This is a genomic window from Paucibacter sp. DJ2R-2, from assembly GCF_025717675.1.
Classification (GTDB): domain Bacteria; phylum Pseudomonadota; class Gammaproteobacteria; order Burkholderiales; family Burkholderiaceae_C; genus Paucibacter_A.
In genome coordinates, this window is record NZ_JAJIRT010000008.1 from 133,546 (window position 1) to 155,073 (window position 21,528).

The following is a 21,528-nucleotide window of genomic DNA, read 5'->3' on the forward strand; positions in this document are numbered from 1 at the left end:
CCCTCAGACAAGATGGCTAGGGGCGCGGCTCAAAGGCCGCGCTGGCTGGCGAACACCGCCACCTGCACACGCGAGCTCAGGCCGAGCTTGCGCAGGATGTGCTGCACATGGATCTTCACCGTGGTCTCGGCAATGCCCAGGGCGCGCGCGATCTCTTTGTTGCTGGCGCCCTTGGCGATATGGGCCAGGATTTCCTGCTCGCGCGGCGAGACGGCAGGTACGGCCTGGGCCTCGGGCACGACCGGCTCGGCAGCAGCCGGCGCGCCTGCGGCCGCAGCAAGAGGCTGCCGGCCCAGGTTTTGGAACGCGCTGACCAGCTTGCTGGTCATCTCAGGGCTGACGGCCGACTGCCCGGACAGCACCTGCAGCAAGGACTGAATCAGCACATCACTGTCCGTGGTCTTGAGCAGGTAGCCGCAAGCGCCCTGGCGCAAGGCCTGGGCCAGGTCGGCCTCGTCTTCGCTGACGGTCAACATCAAGACCCGTGCAGCCGGCGCCACTTCCAGCAGGCCAGCCACAGCATCGGCGCCGAGCACGCCGGGCAAATGCTGGTCGAGCAGGATGACGTCGGGCTGGCACTCGGCCGCCCGACGCTGCGCTTCTGCCGCGTCACCGGCCTCGGCCACCACCTCAAAGCGGCCGTCACCGGCCAGCAAGGCAATCAGGCCACGGCGAAACAGGCTGTGGTCGTCGACCACCAAGACCCGTGCCTTGGGGCTTTCAGAGTTCATGCATTTCCTTTTTGTATACCGGCGTCAGCCGCCACCATGGGCTCCAGGCTCAGCACCACGCGGCTGCCCTGCCCCGGCACGGAGCTGACCTCGACCCGGCCGCCGATGCGGGCAGCTCGCTCCTGCATGATGCGCAAGCCGACATGGGTCTCGTCCCAGGCCGCCGCATCGGGCTGGAAGCCACAGCCGTCGTCACGCACCTCAACACGCCAGAAGGGCCGCTGCTGCACGCTGACCCAGACCCGCCGCGCCTGCGCATGTTTGCGCACATTGGACAGCGCTTCCTGCACCACATGCAGGACCTGCACCTGCACATCGGCCGCCAGCGGCAGGCCGTCATTGGCCATGGAGAGCTCGCTCTGCAAGCCCGACTGCTGCTCGAACTTGCGCAGGGTGCTCTGCAAAGCGGGAAGGATGTCCTCCCCGTTGGTGCGGGTGCGGAAATGCAGCAACAAGGCGCGCACATCGGCCAGGCTCTCGCGCACGCCGGCGTCGAGCTCGGCCACGGCTTGCGCCGCCGCCTCCGGCTGCTGGCGCTCCTGGGCCTGGCGCAAGAGGCTGACCTGGATCTTCAAGAAGGACAGGCTTTGGGCGATGGAGTCGTGCAGCTCGCGTGCCAGCAGGCCGCGCTCCTCGGCCACAGCAGCCTCGCGCTCCATCGCCGACGCACGCAAGCCCTCGATGGCGCCGGCCAGATGGCTGGCCAAGGTTTCCAGCAGCGCACGTTCGTCCGCCGCCAACTCCTTGGGCTGGCGGTAAAAGAGATTGAGCTCGCCCAGCATGCGCTCATGCAGGCGCACAGGCACGGTGATGACGGCTTGAAAACCGGCGCGCTCGCAATGGCCGAGCATGGCTCGCTCGCCGGCGTCGGGCCCGTCCTGCAGCGGCAGTATGGGAATCACCCGGGTTTCGGCGCTGTCCAGTGTCTGACCACAAAAACAAGTGCCCGTCGGCACACACTGCTCTTCATCCACCAGGGCTTGCGGCAGGCCGTCCGAGGCCAGCAGCAAGTAACGTCGATTGCCCTCGTCAGACCAGCGCACGGCCGAAGCATCGGCCTGAGCCACGGCCCGGAGCTGGGTGGCGAAGCCTTGGGCCAGCATGGGCAGGCTGTCGGCCTTGGACACCCAGTCGGCAGCCCGGTAAAGCGCCGCCAGCCGGGTGTTCTGCAGTGCCAGATCCTGGGTCTTGGCGCTCACCTGGGCCTCCAGGTTTTGATACAGGCCCTGGAGGGTGGCGGCCATGGCGTTGAAGCCTTCCGAAAGCGCGCCGAACTCGTCGTGCGAACTGACCGACACCCGCGCCTCCAGATCGCCGCGGCCGACCTGAGCCAGGCCTGTCTGCAAACGATTCAAAGGCCGCAGGATCAGGCGGTAGCCGGCGTGCAGCAAGGCAGCCGCCGCCGTCAAGGCCAGGCCGACCATGGCGAACTGCAGCCAGTTGAGAAGCGCAGTCAGGCTCGCCAGCTGCGACTCAATCGCCGACACAAAGTCATCGATATGGGCGACAAACTGCGTGGCTCGTTCCGCGACTTGTTCGGCTTGAGGCGCCGGGCCCGAGGTCCAATCTGAGCGCAAGCGCAGCCACTCGTCCTGCACCACGACAAATGCAGCGCGAGTGGCCGGGTCCTTGGGCAGGACCAGCGGCCGCGTGGGGTCGCCGCGACGGAGCAAGAGCAAGCTCTGCTCAAACTGCGCAAGCTGGCCCCCAATCAGCGCTGAGTTGCCGCCCTCCAAAGATTGGGCCAAGCGCCAGGTTTGCATGCGCATGCGGCCGGCTTCGTTGACCGCCGCAGCCCCCCCGTCCAACTGCCGGGTGAAAGACATCATCAAACCAATGCCACTGAGGGCGAGCAAGAGCAGGCAAGCGCCAATCAGATTCAGCTTGGCCCCCAATGACCAGGGCAAACGCGGCGAGGAGAGATTCATGAGCTGTGGCGATGGACTTCGAGTCAGACGGCAGGGTCTAGGTACTTGGGTGTCCGTCGAGGCAGCGGCCCATGCCTGAACGGCGAGGCAGCGGGTCCAAGCAGGATCGCATGAAGGAAAGGTGCTGGAAAGCGCTGCATTCTTGCACCAGTTCAAGGTCGAGCGGGGGCCATCGGTGTTCGACTAGAGCCCTTCACACGCAGGCCCTCACGCAGGCACTCACACAGGCACTCAAGCAGGCCCGCACGCCGCCCCCGTATTGCCCTGCTTTGCCAAAAAGGCCATCATCATGACACCCAGCAGCCATGCATCGCACCCAAGTCAGCCTCGGTCAGGCCCGGTGCTGCTCCCGCCGACAGCGACGGGCACAAGCCTCATGCCAAGCGCGAAGTCAGGATCGGCCCGCCCGTCCCCTGCCCTGCTCCTGGCATTGCAGCAAGCATGGCCGGAACTGGCCGGCCACGATGAAATTCTGATCAGGCTGGCCTCACTGGGATGCGGGCACCGCGCGCGGCAAGGCGCGCGCCTTCTGAGCAATGGCGTGCGCAACCAGGCGGGCGGCTTGTGGCTGCTGGTCCGCGGCAAGCTCAGCCTGGGCAGACAGGACAACAAAGGGGTTTGGCGACAGAGCCGGGCCTTGCACGGGGGGCAATGGGTGGACCTGGTCACAGCCTGGACCCAGGCGCCCTTCCCCGAGTCCGCCCTGGCCCTCAGCCCTGTGGTGGCCCATGAGTTTCCGGCACTGCCTGTGCTGGATCTCTGCCGCCAGCATCCGGCGCTCCTGGCCACCTTGCTGGACAGCCTGAGTCGAAGCGCATGCGACGCCCTGGAGTCTCGCCAGGCCCTGGCCACTCAAGACTTCCCGTCCCGGCTCGCCGAATGGCTGCTTCATGAGTTCATGCTGAAGGGCCAAGGCGACTGCTTAACCCTGAGCCAGTTCAAACGCGACTTGGCTGCGCAACTGGGCGTGACGCCGGAAACCCTGTCCCGCACCCTGCGTCAGTTCCATGAGCAAGGCCTGATCGTGATGAAGCACAGCCAGCTGCGCTTCCCGGATCCCGCGCGCCTCGCCGCCTTGAGCCAGCGTCCCCATGAGCTGAGGTCCGGCCTTTGAGAAGTACTGGGGCACAAGCTCGGGGCAGCCGCATTGCGCTTCATCGTTCACGACCTCTTCCTCTCCCGCTTTGTAGCAGCCACGGCCCATAGCGCAAGCTCCAGGCCAGCGCCAGAACGAGGTAAGCCAGAGCAACAGCAGGCAGCAGGTCTATAAGGCCCGGCCAGACAGGATCCAGCGTGGCAGCCAAACGGCCAGCAGTCAGCAACTGCAGCAGGGCTTGCATCAAGCTCAGGCCTCGGTCGACAGCCACGCTTCGGCCCTGTTGAACGGCGCTGACCCGGCTGGCCATGGCCAGCAAGGTCGTACCCATAAACCCGAGCGTCAGCGCATGCAAGGCCGCCATGGCCAGCGCACGCTGCAGATCCGGGCGGCCCAGTCCGGCGCCCCCTTGCGCCAGCGCGTCCAAGGCCAGGCTCAGACCCAGCCACATATAGCCGGCATGAAGCTGGGCGACCAGAGGCGTGCGCCGGGCGGCGCGCAGCTCACGCCGCTGCGCGTCACGCAAAACGAACACCGCCAGGCACAGCAGGACCGCGGCAGCCGACAGGTGAATCGGGGCCGGCAGTGGCCAGGCCCAGAGCGCGGCCAGGTCCAGGCCAGCGCGCAGCAGCAGGCTGAGCAGCAGACCGATCAAGAGGCCTGGCGCGCGTCGGCCTTGCTGGTGCACAAACGGCGTCAAGCGCTGCAAGGCCAGCACGAAGATGCTGCCAACGCCCAGCCACAAAGCCAGGCGCTGTGCCGCCTGCAACAGCGTCGCCTGCTCGACCAGCACGGCCAGCGCAGCACACAGCTGGCACAGGCCGACCCAGAGCAAGCCGGCGGCGATGCCCCAGGCATGCGCTGAAAAGCGTGCACCGTGCCGGGCGCAGCGGCGCAGCAGGACCACTGCGATGCCGAGCATGAACAGGCCCGGCAGGGCTGCGAACCCGGCGGCCAGGCCGCGCCGCCCCGCAGCATCGGCGAGCAGCAAACCCACCCATGCCAGCCAGGCGGCCACAGCGGGCAGCAGGAGCCGGCTGCCGTCGAGCGGCTCTTGGTCCAGCCAGCGCGGAAAGCTGGTGCCAGCAAAGCCGGCGATGAACAGCGGCATCATGCCCAGACTCATCAGCCAGCCATGCAGGACCGACACCGGCAGCACACCGGCAGGAAGCAGCCCCAACAAGCACGCGCTCCACCAGAGTGCGCTGCTCAGCCACAGCGCAGCGGCAGCCGCGAACAAAGGACGGTGGGGCGACAGCATGTGCAGGCGCCGGCAGAGATCAGCGCGGCAGGTAGAACACGGCCTTGCTGCGGAAGCGGCTGCCGGGGTGGTCGCGATCTTCGGCGACGAAGTAGACGGTATGGGTGCCTGCTGCGAGGCCGGCCTGCTGAGGCAAGCGCAGCTGAACCGGCAAGGCGCCGATGGCGGCCGGCTCCAACAGAAACTGGCGACCCCCTTGGGCTTGCAACTGCAGCCCGAGCAAACCCTCGGCGCTCAGATTCAGGCGCAAAGGCCGCTCGGTGCGGTTGATCAGTTGCAGGCGGTAGGCGTTCTCGACCACGCCGTCCCCGACCTCGCGCGCCATGGTGCTGCGGTCCTTGACCACATCGATCAACAGGTCCTGGCGCTGCTGCAGGCTGAAGGCGAAGGCGCCGCTCAGCAAGAACAGGCCCGCCCCATAAATCAAGACTCGCGGCCGCAGCACGCGGGCCAGCATTTGCGAGCGCGTCCAGTGATTCTTGATGCCGTTCTCAGTGGCATAGCGGATCAGGCCGCGCGGCGCTCCGACCTTGTCCATCACCTGGTCACAGACGTCAATGCAGGCGGCGCAGCCTATGCATTCGTTCTGCAAGCCATTGCGGATGTCAATGCCGGTGGGGCAAACCTGCACGCACAGGGTGCAGTCCACGCAATCGGCGGTCTGGCCAAGCGCGAGCTCTCGCCCTTTGCGCGAACGCGCGCCACGCGGCTCGCCGCGGGCGGCGTCGTAGCTGATGATCAGCGAATCGGCATCGATCAGGGCACTTTGGAAGCGCGCATAGGGGCAGATGTACTTGCACATCTGTTCTCGCAAAAACCCGGCGTTGCCATAGGTGGCGCCCGCGTAGAACAGCACCCAGAAACTCGGCCAGGCCGCGAGCTGCAGGTGCAAGAGCTGCTGGCTGAGCTCGCGGATCGGCACGAAGTAGCCGACGAAGCTGAAGCCGGTCAGCAAGGACAGGGCCAACCAGCCTCCGTGTTTGGCAGTCTTGCGTGCCAGCTTCTCAGCCGACCAGGGCGAGCGGTCCAGGCGCATGCGCGCCTGGCGGTCGCCCTCGGTATGGCGTTCGATCCACAGAAACATCTCGGTGTAGACGGTCTGCGGGCAGCTGTAGCCGCACCAGAGGCGGCCGGCCACGGCGGTGAAGAAGAACAAGGCCAGGGCGCTGAGCACCAGCAAGGCTGCGAGGTAGATGAAGTCCTGCGGCACGAACATCAGGCCCAAGACATAGAAACGCCCGGCCTCCAGATCGAACAACAGGGCCTGGCGTTCATTCCACTGCAGCCAGGGCACGCCGTAGAAGAAGAGCTGGGTCAGGGCGACCATCAGCCAGCGCCAGTTGGCAAAGCGGCCACTGACCGAACGCGGGTAGACCTTGGCCTCGGCCACATACAGCGGAATCACCCGGGGCGACGTCGAACCCAGCGGTGAGCGCGGGGGGTCAGATTGGCTCATGGGGCTTTCGGCTGCGCCGTTTGATGGGGACGGGCTGAATGCTCAAACCGGACAAGCCCACAGGCACGCCGCGCGACGTGGCGCTGGCGGGAGTCTGGGCGGGGCTCAAGAGATCAGCCAGGCTGTGGCGATCCAGCTGCTCCAGGAAGGCTGCGAGCGCCTCGTTGAAGATCCCGGTCAGGCGGCAGCGGCCGGTCAGGCTGCAGGCATTGCCATTGCCGAGACACTCCACCAGGTAGAAGTCGGGCTCCACGGCACGCACCAATTCGCCGAGCATGATGTCTTCCGGCGCCAAAGCCAAGCTCATGCCCCCGCCTTTGCCACGCACCGTACGAATCCAGCCGCCCAGGCCGAGCTGGTGGGTGATCTTGGTCAGATGGGCTTCCGAGATGTCATAGGCCTGAGCGATCTCAGCCGTGGTGCAGAGCCGATCGGGATGCTGACCCAGATAGATCAGCATGCGCAAGGCGTAGTCGGTCATGGTGGTCAAGCGCATGGCTGATCCTTGTTGGTTTTCATGAACGGGGCCATGTTCTCATCCGGGCAGCCCATCAACCCTGGGCCGCAGCAACATGGGACCATAACGCCACAAATACAGGGCGAATGCCAAGGTCCAGCACAGGGCTGACAGCCAGACCGCCCATCGCAAGGCCGCCGGCAGCAGCAGTGGCAGAAACACCCGCAGCACAGCGGCCGCGAGCAAGGCCAGGTAGGCCGCCGTCTCCACCGGCCCAGCTTTCAGCGGCCGACCCGTGTGCCCGAGGGCGGTGCGCGTGATCATGCCCAGGGTCATCAGTCCGATCAGGCCCACCGTCAGGGCATGGGTCGCAGAAGCCGCGGGCAGCCAGTCCAGGGTCGCCGCTGCTCGCAGAGCCAGGTGCAGCAAGAGCCAAGCGTAGGCCGCGTGCAGCACCCAGACCAAAGGGTTGCCCAGGGTCTTCCAAGGCTGCCAGAGCGCGAAGCGCAGGCTGTGCGCCAGCAAAGCCGGCAGCAGCGCCAGAAGCATCACCGGGCCGCTCAAGCCCAGTGCGTCGCAGGCGGCCAGCAGCAGCAGCGCCGCCAATGCGACGCGCTCCAGGCGAGGCTCACGGCGGGCGTTCATGCCGGGCACACCATTGTTGGAGAACATGGGCAGCACACGGCCGGCCATGACGGCAATCATGAACAAGAGCAGATCAAGCGCCAAGGGCAAGCCCAGGCCTTGAAACGGTGCCACCGGCAGCTGAAGCTCGGCCCACAGGACCAACTGCCCGAGATGCAAAGCAGCGGTGGCCAAGCCCAGGGCCAGCAGCAGGCCGACAAAGAAGTAATTCCGCCGGTTGCCGCCTGCGTGCAGGGCGCGCCACAAACCCCAAGCCGCCAGCCAAGGCACGGCCACATTGACCGCCAGCGAGGCCCACAGCCAAGGTGTCAGCACCAGCACGCGGGCGAGCACCCACAGCGCCGCCAGCGCCATCAAGGGGCGGCCCGTCGGCGTGGCGCGCCCCGACCAGTTTCGACCGGCCGTGAACAAAAAACCGATCACGATGGCCAAGGCATAGCCGAACACCATCTCATGGGCATGCCAGGCTGAACCGCGCAGACCTCCACTGGCCAGCAAGCCGCTGAATTGCAGCGCCCACAATGGCACGGACAGCATGGCGAGCAAGGCGGCCAACAGATAAAACGGCCGAAAGCCCAGATCCCAGAGCGCCAACCCCTGGCCGGACCGGTGCCGCCGGGGCGGCTCCTGCAACTGAACGAACACAGTGCCCATCCTGCTCTCCTCCTGCCGCTTCGCTCAGCGGGCGCCGCTGCAGCAGCCGCAGCAACTTTGAGCCGCCGGGCGCCGACCGATACGCAGACGCCATTGCGTCGGACCGGCCTCCAAAACCTCCCAATCGAACTGACCGGGCCACAAGGACAGGAACTGCTGCTTCAAGGGCAGAGGTTCATGGTCGGCGTGCAATTCGAACCAAGCCCCGATCGGCAAGCTTTCGAAGTGCTGAACGATCAGGCCATGGCGCTGCGCGGGGGGAATCAGACGCACATCAATGACGGGGGGCACGGCCGGCACGGCACAGTGGGTGGAGTCGATGTTCATACGGGACCTCCGATAAGTTGCATTCAAAATGGATCTATTGTCCCGCCATCCGCGCTTCAAAGCAATATTTAAAATGCATCTTATAAGCTACCTGCTCTGCCACCGAAGCACCCGACCCAGCAAGCGGCGACGCAGGGTGCCCTGCTTACTCCTGCTTTTGACCGTCCGGCGCGGCACGGCTTGAAGCGCGGCATGCGCGCTGTGTCGGAAGCCCACAGACCCAAAGCCTCAGGACCGAAGGAGATAACTCGGTGCTGCGGCAGCCGCGTCTTCGTAAACCGTTAGTTGGGCGGCAACCCGCAGCCGCAAGGTGGCCGGGCTTTATTGCCCCCATCAAAGCCCGCAGCCATGGCGAGCCCACAAAGCAAAAACCCCTGATCAGCTTTCGCTCATCAGGGGTTTCGCATTTTTGCAGCGTCTGTTTTCGACTTTTCAGTCTGCCAACTTCAGCTGGCGGAGTCGGAGAGATTCGAACTCTCGATGCAGGTTTTGCCCACATACTCCCTTAGCAGGGGAGCACCTTCGGCCACTCGGTCACGACTCCAGCGTAGCCTTGCATTCTATACGAAGAATTTCAGGCTTCGCAAGAACTTCTTCAAGATTTTTCGTCTTGGTCCAGATCGAAAGCCTTGTGCAGCGCGCGCACGGCCAGCTCCATGTACTTCTCGTCGATCACGACCGAAGTCTTGATCTCGCTGGTCGAAATCATCTGGATGTTGATGCCCTCTTCACTCAGCGCGCGGAACATCTTGGACGCCACGCCGACATGCGAACGCATGCCGATGCCGACGATGCTGACCTTGCAAATGCGCGGATCGCCAACCACCTTGGAGGCATTGGTGGCGGGGCCGACCTTGGTCTCCAGCAGTTCCAGCGTGCGGGCGTAATCGTTGCGCGGCACGGTGAAGCTGAAGTCGGTCTTGCCGTCATGCGAGACGTTCTGGATGATGACGTCGATGTCGATATTGGCATCGGCCACCGGGCCCAGGATCTGGAAGGCGATGCCTGGCTTGTCCGGCACGCCCAGCAGGGTCACCTTGGCTTCGTCACGGTTGAAGGCAATGCCCGACACGACGGCTTGTTCCATTTTCTCGTCCTCTTCAAAACTGATCAGGGTGCCGGACTTGGCTTCCTCGTTGATATCGATGTCCCAGGGCGTGAAGCTGGACAGCACGCGCAGCGGCACGCGGTACTTGCCCGCAAACTCGACCGAGCGGATTTGCAAGATCTTGGAGCCCAGCGAGGCCATCTCCAGCATCTCTTCGAAACTGATGGTGTGCAGGCGGCGGGCCTCCGGCACGATGCGCGGGTCGGTGGTGTAGACGCCGTCCACATCGGTGTAGATCAGGCATTCATCGGCCTTCATGGCCGCGGCAATCGCCACCGCCGAAGTGTCCGAACCACCGCGACCCAGGGTCGTGATGTTCTTGTGCTCGTCGATGCCCTGGAAGCCAGCGATCACGACCACCTTGCCGGCGGCCAGGTCGGCGCGCACGCGAGTGTCGTCAATGCTCTCGATGCGGGCCTTGGTGTAGGACGAATCGGTGGCCACGGGCACTTGCCAGCCGGTGTAGCTGACCGACTCCAGGCCTTCGGCCTGCAAGGCGATGGCCAGGAGGCCCACCGAGACTTGTTCGCCGGTCGAGGCAATCATGTCCAGTTCACGGTTCAGCGCGGCGCTGCTGCCGACCGGGGCCAGCTCTTTGGCCAGGCCCAGAAGACGGTTGGTTTCACCGCTCATCGCCGAGGGCACGACCACCATTTGATGCCCGGCGCGGGCCCATTTGGCGACTCGTTTGGCGACATTGCGGATGCGCTCGGTCGACCCCATCGAGGTGCCGCCGTACTTGTGAACAATCAAGGCCATAAGGGTTCGTTCGTCACGCGCGGAAAAGGGAGGTTCCCGGTCGGGTGGGTGCGCCGCGGTCGCAGCCAAAGATTCTAGCTGCTGCATTGCAGCAATATGACGCCCTCCCCCGGGCCTGCGGGAGCCGGCTTACGCATCCGGCGCAGGCTCACTCTCACCCAGACGAAGCCAGCGAACTGCCAGCTGCGTTGCGCCCGGCGGCGCCCAGCTGCGGGCATCCAAACCCAAGCCCGGCGCGAACAGCAATTGCTGGTTTGCAGCTTGCAGCAACAAGGGCCCCTCGCGATGCCAGGCCGGCAGCGCCGCGCTCTGATAAGCCTTCTTGAGGCTGCGCGCCACTGCGCGCGGCTGACGCTGAAACTGCTCGCCGCCCTGCCGGGCCCGCATGCAGACAGCGGCGAGACTTTCCGGCAGCACGCCACCCTCACTCACGGCTACGACCTCCCAGGCGCCGCCCCAATCGGGCTGAGGGTAGACGCCTGGCCGGCTCAAGTCGAGCAGCCGCGCCTCACCATTTGGTGCACCCGCCTCAAGGGCCGCCTGCCAGCTCAGATGCTGGCGGTAGAGATGCAAGACGCCGGAGCCGCAAGGCCAGCTGAGTGTGGATCCCCAGTCCTCGCGCGCCAAGACCTCGGTGACCAGGTGCGCTGAAGCGGCCTGCCCGGTCTGCTGAAGCAGCCAGGCACGCAGGGCATTGCTGGCGCGCGCGGGGCTCAAAGCCTGCAAAGCCGGCAGATGCAGGCCTTGCTGACTCAGCAAAGCCGGCAAGTCTTGTTCGGCCATTTCGCGCTGCAGGGCCAGCGCTTGCTGGGCCCACTGCGCACCCAGGGCCAAGCTGCGCTCCGCCGCCGGGAATGCTTCGGCCAGCGCCGGCCAGACCTGCAAACGCAGGCGGTTGCGGCTGTAGCGCGGATCGCTATTGCTGTCGTCCTCGACATGGGGCAAGCCATAAGCCTCCACATAAGCCTCGATGGCCTCTCGGCCCAACTGCAACCAGGGCCGCGCCCAAACCAGGCCGCTGTGCCCCGCTCGCTGCTGCAAGCGCGGCATGCCAGCCAGCCCGGCCACGCCGCCACCGCGTAGAGCTTGCAGCAGCAGGGTTTCGGCCTGATCACGCCGATGGTGGGCCAAGAGGATGAGCGTCGCGCCTGCCTCGAACGCCATCTCGGCCAAGGCGGCGTAGCGCCCTTCGCGCGCCCAGGCTTCGATGCTCTGCCCCACAGCAGGCTCGCCTGCCAAGCGTCGATGACGAAACTCGACCGGCAGACCTTGAGCTGCCCAAACTCGGCACAGCGTTTGCCCGTGCTGCAGCCAGGCATCGGCTTGTGAGCTCAGGCCGTGGTGGACGTGAAGGGCCAGCACCTGCACAGGCGCATCCACTGTGCGATTCAGCACCTGGGCCTGGCGCGCCACGCAATGGAGCAAGGCGGTCGAATCACGGCCGCCGCTGAAAGCCACGGCCACGCGCCGGGGCTGGCCCAGATCGGCATTCAGCTCGGGATTCAGCACAACCACAGATCGCCCATGAAAAACGGGCCCCTCGGGGCCCGGTATTTGAGATCCGCCGACGAATCAGCGGCTCTTGGTGTCGCCAAAGCGGCCATAGGCCTGCAGACGATCGTAGCGACGATCCAGCAGCTCCTTGGGCTTGAGGTCGCTGACCTGGCGCAGAGCGTCGCTGAGGGCCCGCTTGAGGTTGGACGCCATCTGCTTGTTGTCGCGATGGGCGCCACCGACCGGCTCATTGACGATCTTGTCGATCAAGCCCATGGCCTTGAGGCGGTGAGCGGTGATGCCCAGGGCACTGGCAGCCTCCGGAGCGCGCTCCGAAGACTTCCACAAGATAGAGGCGCAACCTTCCGGCGAGATCACCGAGTAGGCCGAAAACTGCAGCATCAGCACCTGGTCGGCCACGCCGATGGCCAGGGCGCCGCCCGAGCCACCTTCACCGATCACGGTGGCGATGATGGGCACTTCCAGCTGGGCCATCTCGAAGATGTTGCGGCCAATCGCTTCCGATTGACCACGCTCCTCGGCACCGATGCCGGGGTAGGCACCCATGGTGTCGATCATGGTGAAGACCGGCAGGCCGAACTTCTCGGCCAGCTTCATCAGGCGCAAGGCCTTGCGATAGCCCTCGGGGCGCGGCATGCCGAAGTTGCGCAGGGCGCGCTCTTTCGAATCGGCGCCACGCTGATGGCCGATGACCATGCAGGCTTGACCATTGAAGCGGGCCAAGCCGCCGACGATGGCGGCGTCATCGGCGAAATGACGGTCGCCGTGCAGTTCTTGGAACTCGGTGAAGACCTCGGCGCAGTAGTCCAGGGTCTGGGGGCGCTGCGGATGCCGGGCGATCTGGTAGACCTGCCAGGGTTCGACGCTGGCGTAGACGTCCTTGGTCAGCTGCTGACTTTTCTTGGAGAGCCGATCAATCTCTTCGGAGATGTCCACCGCCGATTCGCTTTGCACATAGCGCAGCTCTTCGATCTTGGTTTCCAGCTCAGCGATAGGCTGCTCGAACTCGAGAAAATGTTTTTTGCTCATCCTGCGATTTCGTGTCAGTGAGGAGGGTCCGAAGACGACTCAAGCCACCATTTTAAGGCAGGCCGGAGGGCTGGCGAATCAGGGCTGCACCGGGGCCGGATCGAGGCTGCGCCAAATGTACCATGTGGCTACCGAGCGGTAAGGCGCCCAGGCGTCGCCCAGCTCGCGCGCTTCCGCCCGCGACACCGGCTCGCCGGAAAAGTACAAATCGCTGATGCCCTTGATCAAACGCGGATCGTCCAGCGGCAGCACATTGGGCCGCGTCAGGTGGAAGATCAGGAACATCTCGGCCGTCCAGCGGCCGATGCCACGGATGGCCACCAGCTCGTCGATGATGGCTTCGTCGTCCATCTGCGTCCATTGCTTGACATGGACCTGGCCGTCTTCGAAATGCTGGGCCAGGTCGCGCAGATAGTCGACCTTCCGGGCCGAAAGCCCGGCCACCCTCAGGCCCTCCGGCGCCTGGGCCAACAAGGCGGCAGGCTGGATCTTCGCGGCATTGCCGGGCAGCAGCGCAACAAACTTCTCCCAGGTGGCCTGCGCCGACTTGGCCGAGATCTGCTGGCCAATGATGGAGCGAGCCAGGGTCGTGAACGCATCGGCGCGACTCTGCAGGCGCGCCTCGCCAAACTGAGGGATCAGCTTCTTGAGCACCCGGTCGCGCTTGACCAGATGGCGGCAAGCCTCATCCCAGTAGTCCGGGGTCACCCCGGCCGGATTGGAGCGCACCACGCTCAGGCCCGCGACCAGCTGGTACCGGCAGCGGAATCCTGCAGGACGATGCCTGCAGCCAGGAGCTCAGCGCGGATGCGATCGGCGCCGGCGAAGTCGCGCGCGGCCTTGGCAGCGGCGCGAGCCTCGATCTGAGCCTGGATGGCAGCTTCATCCAGGCCGGCACCGGCCTGCAGATACTGGCGCGGCGGCTGCTGCAAGAAGCCCAGGGTGCTGGCCAGCTTTTTCAGCAAGGCCGCATCAGCCAGCGAGCGCGAGCGGTTGACTTCGCTGACCAACTCAAACAGCACGGCCAGGGCGCCCGGCGTGTTGAAGTCATCGTCCATGGCCGCGCGGAAAGCGGCTGCCTGCGGCTGGCTCCAGTCCAAGTCAGCCAGTTCCGGCACGTCCAAACCGTCGAGCGCGGTGTAGAGACGGCGCAGCGCGGCGCGCGCGTCGTCCAGATTGGCATCGCTGAAATTGAAGGGGCTGCGGTAATGGGTGCGCAGCATGAAGTAGCGCAGGGTTTCGCCGTCGTAGGTCTTCAGCACATCCTGGATGGTGAAGAAGTTGCCCAGGCTCTTGGACATCTTCTCGTTGTCCACGTTCAGGAAGCCGTTGTGCATCCAGACGTTGACGAAAGCATGGCCCAGCGCGCCCTCGCTCTGGGCGATCTCGTTCTCATGGTGCGGGAACTGCAGGTCCATACCGCCGCCGTGGATGTCAAAGCGCTCACCCAGCAAAGCGCAGGCCATGGCCGAGCATTCAATATGCCAGCCCGGGCGACCGGCGCCGTAGCTGCTGGCCCATTTGGCGTCCTCGGGCTCGCTCTCCTTGGCGGACTTCCACAGCACAAAGTCCAGGGCGTCGAGCTTGCCATCGTCCACGGCCACGCGCTCGCCCGCGCGCAAATCGTCCAGCGACTTGCCGCTGAGCTTGCCGTAGCCTGGGAATTTGCGCACGGCGTAGTTCACATCGCCATTGCTGGCGCGGTAGGCCAAGCCCTTGTTCTCAAGCGTGCCGATCAAATCCAGCATCTGGCCGACGTAATCGGTGGCGCGCGGCTCATGTGTGGGTCGCTCGACGCCGAGGGCGCCGATGTCGCGGTGCATGGCGGCGATCATCTCGTCGGTCAGCTCGCGGATGCTGATGCCGCGCTCCACCGCTCGCTTGATGATCTTGTCCTCGATGTCGGTGATGTTGCGCACATAGGTCACGCGGTAGCCCGAGGCCTTGAGCCAGCGCTGCACCACATCGAAGGCCATCATCATGCGAGCGTGGCCGACATGGCAGAGGTCGTAAATCGTCATGCCGCAGACATACATGCGCACATGACCAGGTTCGATAGGGGCGAAAGGCTGGACCGAGCGGGTCAGCGTGTTGTAAATGCGAAGAGACATGGGTGCTTGAACCAGGATGTACGCGCCGAACCGCCGAGAACTTGAATTCGGCTGGCCTGCCCGCGCTGCGCTTGGAGGCATGCGCTGCGAGCCGATTCGGCTCCAAGCGATGCGCACACTGCGTCGAAGGCCGGCCGGACGACTTGAGGCGGGCGCCGTAGAATGAGCTTCAGTATACCGGCAGGGTTTTGCGGCCAGGCCTTGGCACTTACCCCGCAACCAGCCCAAACCCGCCCTCAATGCCCCTCCAACACCCGTCAATTCGTCCGCAACGCAGCGCCAGCCGGCCAGCAAAGGCTCGCTTTCCCGCGACGCTCCGTCTGGCGCTCGCCGCCCTGCTGTTCCATCTGTTCGGCCTGTCCCTGGCCCACGCCAGCGAGCTCGACATTGCCCAAAGGCAGTGGCTGGCCGGCCAGCGGCCGCAGGCGGTGGCCACCTTGGAAGCTGCTCTGAAGCAGACCCCGGATGAGTTGAAGCTGCGTTTTGCCCTGGGGGTGATGCGCATGGAGCTCGGCGAACAAGGCAGCGCGCAGCAGATCTTCATCCAGCTGACCGAAGACTTCCCCGACTTGGCTGACCCCTACAACAACCTGGCCGTCATCCACGCCAGCCAGGGCGATCTCGACCGCGCCCGCAACGAACTGGAACAAGCCCTGCGCCTGCAACCCAACCATGCGCAGGCTCAGGAGAACCTGGGCGACGTCTTGCTGCGCCAGGCCTTGCGGGCTTATCAGCGGGCCCAGCAGGCCCTGGCGGCGCCATCCACCACCCTGGCGCTCAAGCTCAAGCGAACCCATGATTTGCTGCAAGAGGCCTCGCGCCGCCCGCAGTAACAAGCCGGCGGTTGTCACGACGGCGCCGAGCCTCAAGCAAGCACCCCCGAGAATTGCCCCACATCCTGGAGGAATGAAAGTCATGCAAACGAAAACGATTCAATCCCTGGGCCGAAGACTGGCCCTGTTCTCGCTGGCGGCCCTGGCTGTTTGCGGCGCCGAGGCACAGGCACCCCTGGCCGCATCAGCAGCAGCCACTGCGCAGATCAATCCGACCGTGTTCGTGCGCCTGAGCACCAGCGAAGGTGACATCCGCATCGGCCTCGATGCCGACAAGGCGCCCAAGTCGGTGGCCAACTTCGTGCAGTATGTGAAGGCCGGCCACTACAACGGCCTGATCTTCCACCGCGTGATCGAGAACTTCATGATTCAGGGCGGCGGCTTCACCAAGGACATGCAGCAGCGCCCGACCAAGCCGCCGATTCCGCTGGAATCGCGCAACGGCCTGAAGAACCTGCGCGGCACCCTGGCCATGGCCCGCACCAGTGACCCGAATTCGGCCACATCGCAGTTCTTCATCAACACGGTGGACAACGCCTTCCTGGACGCGGACAACTCGCGCGACGGCAATGGTTATGCCGTCTTCGGCCTGGTGCTCGAAGGCATGGACGTGGTTGACAAGATCCGCGCCACGCCGACCACGGCCCAAGGCCCGCACCAAAACCTGCCGCAAAACCCCATCACCATCACCAAAGCCCTTGTGGAGCCCAAGAAATGAGCAAGATCGTTGAACTGCACACCAACCACGGCCTGATCCGCGTCGAACTCGACGACGCCAAGGCGCCGATCTCGGCTGCCAACTTCCTGTCCTATGTGAACAGCGGCCATTACAACGGCACCGTGTTCCACCGCGTGATCAAGGGCTTCATGGTCCAGGGCGGCGGCTTTGAAGTCGGCATGAAGCAAAAGCCGACCACGGGCGAGATCCAAAACGAAGCCAACAACGGCCTCAAGAACGACCACTACACCCTGGCCATGGCACGCACCAATGCGCCGCACTCGGCATCCAGCCAGTTCTTCATCAACACCACCAACAACGGCTTCCTGAACTTCAAGTCCGAGACCCCCTCGGGCTGGGGCTATGCCGTATTCGGCCGCGTGATCGAAGGCAAGGAAATCGTGGACGCCATCGAGAAGGTCAAGACCGGCCGCTCGGGCTTCCATGACGATGTGCCGCTGGAAAACGTGGTGATCGAGCGCGCTGTCGAAGTTGCGGCCTGAGACGAGCACCATGGCAGGAGCAGCCGGTGACACCACCCCTGCCCTGCCCGAGTTTGCCGAGCTGAGCGTGCCCACCGAGTGGCGCCGGCTGGACTTTCTGTCCGACCTGCACCTCTCGCCGGATACGCCGGCCACCCTGGCCGCCCTGGCCGCGCATCTGCAAGAAACCAGCGCTGACGCGGTGTTTCTGCTCGGCGATATCTTTGAAGTCTGGATCGGTGACGACGCCCGACACCAGGACTTCGAAGCCTCTTGCGTGGAACTGCTGCACACCGCCAGCCAGCGCCACGCCCTTTACTTCATGGCCGGCAACCGCGATTTTCTCGTCGGCCCGGACATGCTGGCCGCTTGCGGCATGCAGGGCTTGGCCGACCCCACCGTGCTCAACGCCTTCGGGCAACGCTGGCTGCTCAGCCATGGCGACGCCTTGTGCCTGGATGACAAGCCTTATCAGGCTTTCCGCGCCCAGGTACGCAGCCATTCCTGGCAGGCGGACTTCCTGGCCCGCCCACTCGAGCAGCGCCGCGCCCTGGCCCGCCAGATGCGCGATGCAAGCAAAGCGGGCCAGGCCGGGCAGACCGAATACGCCGACCTCGACCCCGCCGCCTGCCAGAACTGGCTGAAAGCCTCGGGCTGCAGCGACCTGATCCACGGCCACACCCACCGGCCGGCGCGTCATGAATTGGCGCCAGGACTGCGCCGCCATGTGCTGTCGGACTGGGACTTTGAAGACGCACAACAGCCCCGAGGCGATGTGCTGCGCCTGCGCCACGCCGGCCTGCGCCGCATTGACCTGGCCTGATGTTCAGCTGGCTGCGTCGCCTGAAATGGCTCGGCGAAGCCTGGACACGCCGTCGCGACCGGCTCACGGTTCAACGCCTGGCCATCCCCGAGCCCCTGTGGCAGCTGACGCTGCTGCGCTACCCCTTCCTGGCCGAGCGCTCTGAAGAGGACCTGAGCGAGCTGCGCCGTCTGTGCTCGCTGTTCCTGGACCGCAAGGAGTTTCACGGCGCGGGCGGCTTCGAGGTCAGCGACGAGGTCGCCATCGCCGTGGCGGCCCAAGCCTGCTTGCCGGTCTTGCGCCTGGGCCTGGACTGGTACGAGGGCTTCGTCGGCATCGTCATGCACGAGGACGAGGTGCTGGCCAGGCGCGAATTCACGGACGAGGACGGAGTCGTCCACGCCTTTGAAGAAGAGCTGGCCGGCGAAGCCATGGAGGGCGGGCCGCTGATGCTGGTCTGGCAGGCCATGGCCGCCGATACCGACCCGGCGGCCGACAGACCGGACAGCATCTACAACGTCGTCATTCACGAATTCGCCCATGTCATCGACATGCGCGATGGCTGGGCCGACGGCGTCCCGCCCCTGGCCAGCCTGGCCGCACGCGAGCAGTGGTTGGACGTCATCGAGGCCGAATGGCAGGCCTTCTGCCAACGCGTGGATACCGGTGAAGCGACGCTGATCGACCCCTATGGCGCCGAGAGTCTGGAAGAGTTTTTCGCCGTGGCGGTGGAGGCTTTTTTCGTCGCCCCGAAAGCCCTGCGTGCCGAACAAGCGCCGCTGTACCGCCTCCTGGCCCGCTTCTTCCGCCAGGATCCGGCCGCCTGAAACGGAAAAGGAAAAACAAAAGGCCCCGAGACGGTTCGTCCCGGGGCCTTGGCAGCGATCAAAAAAGTGATCAGCTGGCGGTGGCGGGCTCCGCCTTGGGCTTGTTGTCCTTGACCTTGCTGAGCGGCTGGATGTCCAGCTGCACGGCGCCAGCCTCGTCCACATCGACGCCGAGGCGCCCACCGTCCACCAGACGACCGAACAACAGCTCATCGGCCAGAGCGCGGCGGATGGTGTCCTGGATCAGGCGCTGCATGGGGCGGGCACCCATCAAGGGGTCGAAACCCTTCTTGGCCAGTTGCTTGCGCAGTGCATCGCTGAAGGTGACCTCGACCTTCTTCTCCTGCAACTGGCTTTCCAGCTGCAGCAGGAACTTGTCGACCACGCGCATGATGATTTCCTCATCGAGCGCACGGAAGGACACGATGGCATCCAGGCGGTTGCGGAACTCCGGCGTGAACAGGCGCTTGATGTCGGCCATTTCATCGCCCTGCTGGCGCGAATTCATGAAGCCAATGCTGCTCTTGTTCATCACCTCGGCGCCGGCATTGGTCGTCATGATGATGATGATGTTGCGGAAATCGGCCTTGCGCCCGTTGTTGTCGGTCAACGAGCCATGGTCCATGACCTGCAGCAGGACATTGAAGACATCGGGGTGCGCCTTCTCGATTTCGTCGAGCAGCAGCACCGCATGCGGCTTCTTGGTCACGGCCTCGGTCAGCAGACCGCCTTGGTCGAAACCAACATAACCCGGAGGCGCGCCGATCAAGCGGCTGACCGCATGCCGCTCCATGTACTCGGACATATCAAAGCGGATCAGCTCGATGCCCAAGATGTAGGCGAGCTGCTTGGCCACTTCGGTCTTGCCCACGCCGGTGGGGCCGCTGAACAGGAAGGAACCGATCGGCTTGTCCGGCTTGCCCAAGCCCGAGCGTGCCATCTTGATGGCGGCAGCCAAGGCATCGATGGCCGGCTCCTGGCCGAACACCACGCTGTTGAGATCTCGATCCAGGCTCTTGAGCTTGCTGCGGTCATCGCTGGACACGGACGCGGGCGGGATGCGCGCGATCTTGGCCACGATGTCCTCCACCTCGCTGCGCGTGATGGTCTTCTTCTGCTTGCTCTTGGGCAAGATGCGCTGGGCAGCGCCGGCCTCATCGATCACATCGATGGCCTTGTCCGGCAGATGGCGGTCGTTGATGTACTTGGCCGACAGTTCAGCCGCCGCCTGCAGCGCGCCCAGGGCGTACTTGACGTTGTGGTGCTCTTCGAAGCGAGACTTCAGACCCTTGAGGATCTCGATGGTCTGCTCGACCGAAGGCTCGGCCACATCGACCTTCTGGAAGCGACGGCTGAGGGCCGCGTCTTTTTCGAAGATGCCACGGTACTCGCTGAAGGTGGTGGCGCCAATGCACTTCATCGCGCCGGAGCTGAGCGCCGGCTTGAGCAGATTGCTGGCGTCCAGCGTGCCGCCCGAGGCCGCGCCGGCACCGATCAAGGTGTGGATTTCATCAATGAAGAGCACGGCATGGGGCTGGTCCTTGAGCTGCTTGAGCACGGCCTTGAGGCGTTGCTCAAAGTCGCCGCGGTACTTGGTACCGGCCAGCAAGGCACCCATGTCCAGGGAATAGACCACGGCCTCAGCCAGCACCTCGGGCACATCGCCTTCGGTGATGCGCCAGGCCAGGCCCTCGGCGATGGCGGTCTTGCCCACACCGGCCTCACCCACCAGCAACGGGTTGTTCTTGCGGCGGCGGCACAGGATCTGCACCACACGCTCCACTTCGTGCTCGCGGCCGATCAGGGGATCAATCTTGCCGTCCTTGGCCAGCTGGTTCAGGTTTTGGGTGAACTGCTCCAGCGGTGAGCCCTTGCCCTGGCCCTCGCCTTCCTCGCGCTCGGCCTCGGCGCCAGCACTGCCTTCCTGGCCCTTGCCCGACCCCGGCGCTTCCGGCGGATCTGACTTCTTGATGCCGTGGGCAATGAAATTGACCACGTCCAGGCGGGTCACGCCCTGCTGGTGCAGGTAGTAGACGGCGTGCGAATCCTTCTCGCCAAAGATCGCCACCAGCACATTGGCGCCGGTCACTTCCTTCTTGCCGCTGCCGGTGGACTGCACATGCATGATGGCGCGCTGGATGACGCGCTGGAAACCCAGCGTCGGCTGGGTGTCCACCTCGTCGGAGCCGCCCACCGTGGGCGTGTTCTCCTTGATGAACTGCGTCAGGCTCTTGCGCAGATCGTCCAGATTGGCCGAGCAGGCGCGCAGCACTTCGGCGGCGGAGGGGTTGTCCAACAGGGCCATCAGCAAGTGCTCGACGGTGATGAACTCATGGCGCTGCTGGCGTGCTTCGACAAACGCCATGTGCAGGCTAACTTCAAGCTCTTGCGCAATCATGCGGCCTCCATAATGCACTGCAAAGGATGGCCGGCGCGCCTTGCGGCTGCCAGCACCAATTCGACCTTGGTCGCTGCAACGTCCTTGCTGAAGACGCCGCAGACCCCACGCCCATCGTGGTGGATTTTGAGCATGATCTGGGTGGCCGTATCCAGGTCATGCCGGAAATATTCCTGCAAAACCATGACCACGAATTCCATGGGCGTGAAATCGTCGTTGAGCAGCAGCACCTGGTACAGGCGCGGCGGCTCGGTTTTCTGGGTCAGGCGTTCAACGGTGGTCGTGCCGTCAGCGTCCTCGCGCCCTGGAGGCAGACCGGGAGGCATCGGCGGTTGACTGGGGAAATCTGGCATGGGCTGATTCTATCGAGTGCCACCGAGAGCCGCTGGCA

20 protein-coding genes and 1 tRNA gene are annotated in these 21,528 nt (G+C 64.8%); 6 read left to right on the forward strand and 15 right to left on the reverse strand.

The window, feature by feature from the left end; all coding sequences use genetic code 11:
* Positions 1-29: 29 nt before the first annotated feature.
* Entirely contained in the window at positions 30-731 is a 702-nt protein-coding gene (locus LNV28_RS18200) for a response regulator (RefSeq protein WP_263519302.1), read from the reverse strand.
* Positions 728-2,659 (reverse strand): type IV pili methyl-accepting chemotaxis transducer N-terminal domain-containing protein, encoded by a 1,932-nt coding sequence (locus LNV28_RS18205; protein WP_263519301.1) that lies wholly within the window; start codon positions 2,657-2,659, stop codon positions 728-730. The genes LNV28_RS18200 and LNV28_RS18205 overlap by 4 nt, the downstream gene beginning before the upstream one ends.
* Before the next feature lie 541 nt (positions 2,660-3,200).
* Between LNV28_RS18205 and LNV28_RS18210 the strand changes: the two genes are divergently transcribed.
* Positions 3,201-3,773, forward strand: coding sequence for a Crp/Fnr family transcriptional regulator (locus LNV28_RS18210; protein WP_263519300.1), 573 nt, complete (start codon positions 3,201-3,203; stop codon positions 3,771-3,773).
* 40 nt (positions 3,774-3,813) lie between these two features.
* Here LNV28_RS18210 and LNV28_RS18215 read toward each other — a convergent pair whose 3' ends face one another.
* From LNV28_RS18215 to cysS, 11 genes are all read right to left on the reverse strand, one after another.
* A complete protein-coding gene (locus LNV28_RS18215) occupies positions 3,814-5,016 on the reverse strand; it encodes an NnrS family protein (RefSeq protein WP_263519299.1) in 1,203 nt (400 codons plus the stop codon).
* Between the two features lie 19 nt (positions 5,017-5,035).
* Positions 5,036-6,472, reverse strand: a complete 1,437-nt coding sequence (gene ccoG, locus LNV28_RS18220; RefSeq protein ID WP_263519298.1) for a cytochrome c oxidase accessory protein CcoG — start codon at positions 6,470-6,472, stop codon at positions 5,036-5,038.
* Positions 6,459-6,968: an RrF2 family transcriptional regulator gene (locus LNV28_RS18225; RefSeq protein ID WP_263519297.1), complete on the reverse strand. Its 510-nt coding sequence runs from the start codon at positions 6,966-6,968 to the stop codon at positions 6,459-6,461. Before LNV28_RS18225 ends, ccoG begins: the two co-directional genes overlap by 14 nt.
* Before the next feature lie 39 nt (positions 6,969-7,007).
* The gene (locus LNV28_RS18230) at positions 7,008-8,228 is read right to left on the reverse strand and encodes an NnrS family protein (protein ID WP_263519296.1); all 1,221 of its coding nucleotides are present in this window, start codon (positions 8,226-8,228) and stop codon (positions 7,008-7,010) included.
* Between the two features lie 24 nt (positions 8,229-8,252).
* On the reverse strand, positions 8,253-8,555 hold the full coding sequence (locus LNV28_RS18235; RefSeq protein ID WP_263519295.1) for a DUF2249 domain-containing protein: 303 nt from the start codon (positions 8,553-8,555) through the stop codon (positions 8,253-8,255).
* Between the two features lie 451 nt (positions 8,556-9,006).
* Positions 9,007-9,099 (reverse strand) — tRNA-Ser (locus tag LNV28_RS18240).
* A gap of 51 nt (positions 9,100-9,150) precedes the next feature.
* A complete protein-coding gene (locus LNV28_RS18245; RefSeq protein ID WP_263519294.1) occupies positions 9,151-10,422 on the reverse strand; it encodes an aspartate kinase in 1,272 nt (423 codons plus the stop codon).
* Positions 10,423-10,551: 129 nt separating this feature from the next.
* Positions 10,552-11,937, reverse strand: a complete 1,386-nt coding sequence (gene tilS / locus LNV28_RS18250; RefSeq protein ID WP_263519293.1) for a tRNA lysidine(34) synthetase TilS — start codon at positions 11,935-11,937, stop codon at positions 10,552-10,554.
* 57 nt (positions 11,938-11,994) lie between these two features.
* The gene (locus tag LNV28_RS18255; RefSeq protein ID WP_263519292.1) at positions 11,995-12,966 is read right to left on the reverse strand and encodes an acetyl-CoA carboxylase carboxyltransferase subunit alpha; all 972 of its coding nucleotides are present in this window, start codon (positions 12,964-12,966) and stop codon (positions 11,995-11,997) included.
* Between the two features lie 78 nt (positions 12,967-13,044).
* Positions 13,045-13,698 carry a DNA-3-methyladenine glycosylase family protein gene (locus LNV28_RS18260; RefSeq protein ID WP_263519291.1) on the reverse strand — a complete coding sequence of 218 codons (654 nt, stop codon included), beginning with the start codon at positions 13,696-13,698 and terminating at the stop codon, positions 13,045-13,047.
* Positions 13,699-13,700: 2 nt separating this feature from the next.
* On the reverse strand, positions 13,701-15,077 hold the full coding sequence (gene cysS, locus LNV28_RS18265) for a cysteine--tRNA ligase (RefSeq protein WP_263519290.1): 1,377 nt from the start codon (positions 15,075-15,077) through the stop codon (positions 13,701-13,703).
* A gap of 239 nt (positions 15,078-15,316) precedes the next feature.
* Between cysS and LNV28_RS18270 the strand changes: the two genes are divergently transcribed.
* The 5 genes from LNV28_RS18270 (at position 15,317) to LNV28_RS18290 (ending at position 18,739) form a co-directional block, all read left to right on the forward strand.
* Positions 15,317-15,910: a tetratricopeptide repeat protein gene (locus tag LNV28_RS18270; protein WP_263519289.1), complete on the forward strand. Its 594-nt coding sequence runs from the start codon at positions 15,317-15,319 to the stop codon at positions 15,908-15,910.
* Positions 15,911-15,992: 82 nt separating this feature from the next.
* Complete coding sequence (locus tag LNV28_RS18275; RefSeq protein WP_263519288.1) at positions 15,993-16,628, forward strand: peptidylprolyl isomerase; 636 nt, start codon at positions 15,993-15,995, stop codon at positions 16,626-16,628.
* Positions 16,629-16,633: 5 nt separating this feature from the next.
* Positions 16,634-17,131, forward strand: a complete 498-nt coding sequence (locus LNV28_RS18280; RefSeq protein WP_263519418.1) for a peptidylprolyl isomerase — start codon at positions 16,634-16,636, stop codon at positions 17,129-17,131.
* A gap of 10 nt (positions 17,132-17,141) precedes the next feature.
* Positions 17,142-17,933: a UDP-2,3-diacylglucosamine diphosphatase gene (locus tag LNV28_RS18285; RefSeq protein WP_263519286.1), complete on the forward strand. Its 792-nt coding sequence runs from the start codon at positions 17,142-17,144 to the stop codon at positions 17,931-17,933.
* The gene (locus LNV28_RS18290; protein ID WP_263519284.1) at positions 17,933-18,739 is read left to right on the forward strand and encodes a M90 family metallopeptidase; all 807 of its coding nucleotides are present in this window, start codon (positions 17,933-17,935) and stop codon (positions 18,737-18,739) included. The genes LNV28_RS18285 and LNV28_RS18290 overlap by 1 nt, the downstream gene beginning before the upstream one ends.
* Positions 18,740-18,809: 70 nt before the next feature.
* Here LNV28_RS18290 and clpA read toward each other — a convergent pair whose 3' ends face one another.
* Positions 18,810-21,137: an ATP-dependent Clp protease ATP-binding subunit ClpA gene (gene clpA / locus LNV28_RS18295; protein ID WP_263519283.1), complete on the reverse strand. Its 2,328-nt coding sequence runs from the start codon at positions 21,135-21,137 to the stop codon at positions 18,810-18,812.
* A complete protein-coding gene (gene clpS / locus LNV28_RS18300) occupies positions 21,134-21,490 on the reverse strand; it encodes an ATP-dependent Clp protease adapter ClpS (RefSeq protein WP_171825978.1) in 357 nt (118 codons plus the stop codon). Before clpS ends, clpA begins: the two co-directional genes overlap by 4 nt.
* Positions 21,491-21,528: the final 38 nt, after the last annotated feature.

Coding starts and splice junctions, on each gene's coding strand:
- clpS (WP_171825978.1), bottom strand. CDS start 21,490: ATGCCAGATTTCCCCAGTCAACCGCCGATGCCTCCCGGTCTGCCTCCA.
- LNV28_RS18270 (WP_263519289.1), top strand. CDS start 15,317: ATGCCCCTCCAACACCCGTCAATTCGTCCGCAACGCAGCGCCAGCCGG.
- LNV28_RS18225 (WP_263519297.1), bottom strand. CDS start 6,968: ATGCGCTTGACCACCATGACCGACTACGCCTTGCGCATGCTGATCTAT.
- LNV28_RS18255 (WP_263519292.1), bottom strand. CDS start 12,966: ATGAGCAAAAAACATTTTCTCGAGTTCGAGCAGCCTATCGCTGAGCTG.
- LNV28_RS18235 (WP_263519295.1), bottom strand. CDS start 8,555: ATGAACATCGACTCCACCCACTGTGCCGTGCCGGCCGTGCCCCCCGTC.
- LNV28_RS18290 (WP_263519284.1), top strand. CDS start 17,933: ATGTTCAGCTGGCTGCGTCGCCTGAAATGGCTCGGCGAAGCCTGGACA.
- LNV28_RS18230 (WP_263519296.1), bottom strand. CDS start 8,228: ATGGGCACTGTGTTCGTTCAGTTGCAGGAGCCGCCCCGGCGGCACCGG.
- cysS (WP_263519290.1), bottom strand. CDS start 15,077: ATGTCTCTTCGCATTTACAACACGCTGACCCGCTCGGTCCAGCCTTTC.
- LNV28_RS18285 (WP_263519286.1), top strand. CDS start 17,142: ATGGCAGGAGCAGCCGGTGACACCACCCCTGCCCTGCCCGAGTTTGCC.
- LNV28_RS18200 (WP_263519302.1), bottom strand. CDS start 731: ATGAACTCTGAAAGCCCCAAGGCACGGGTCTTGGTGGTCGACGACCAC.
- clpA (WP_263519283.1), bottom strand. CDS start 21,137: ATGATTGCGCAAGAGCTTGAAGTTAGCCTGCACATGGCGTTTGTCGAA.
- LNV28_RS18275 (WP_263519288.1), top strand. CDS start 15,993: ATGCAAACGAAAACGATTCAATCCCTGGGCCGAAGACTGGCCCTGTTC.
- LNV28_RS18245 (WP_263519294.1), bottom strand. CDS start 10,422: ATGGCCTTGATTGTTCACAAGTACGGCGGCACCTCGATGGGGTCGACC.
- LNV28_RS18205 (WP_263519301.1), bottom strand. CDS start 2,659: ATGAATCTCTCCTCGCCGCGTTTGCCCTGGTCATTGGGGGCCAAGCTG.
- LNV28_RS18215 (WP_263519299.1), bottom strand. CDS start 5,016: ATGCTGTCGCCCCACCGTCCTTTGTTCGCGGCTGCCGCTGCGCTGTGG.
- ccoG (WP_263519298.1), bottom strand. CDS start 6,472: ATGAGCCAATCTGACCCCCCGCGCTCACCGCTGGGTTCGACGTCGCCC.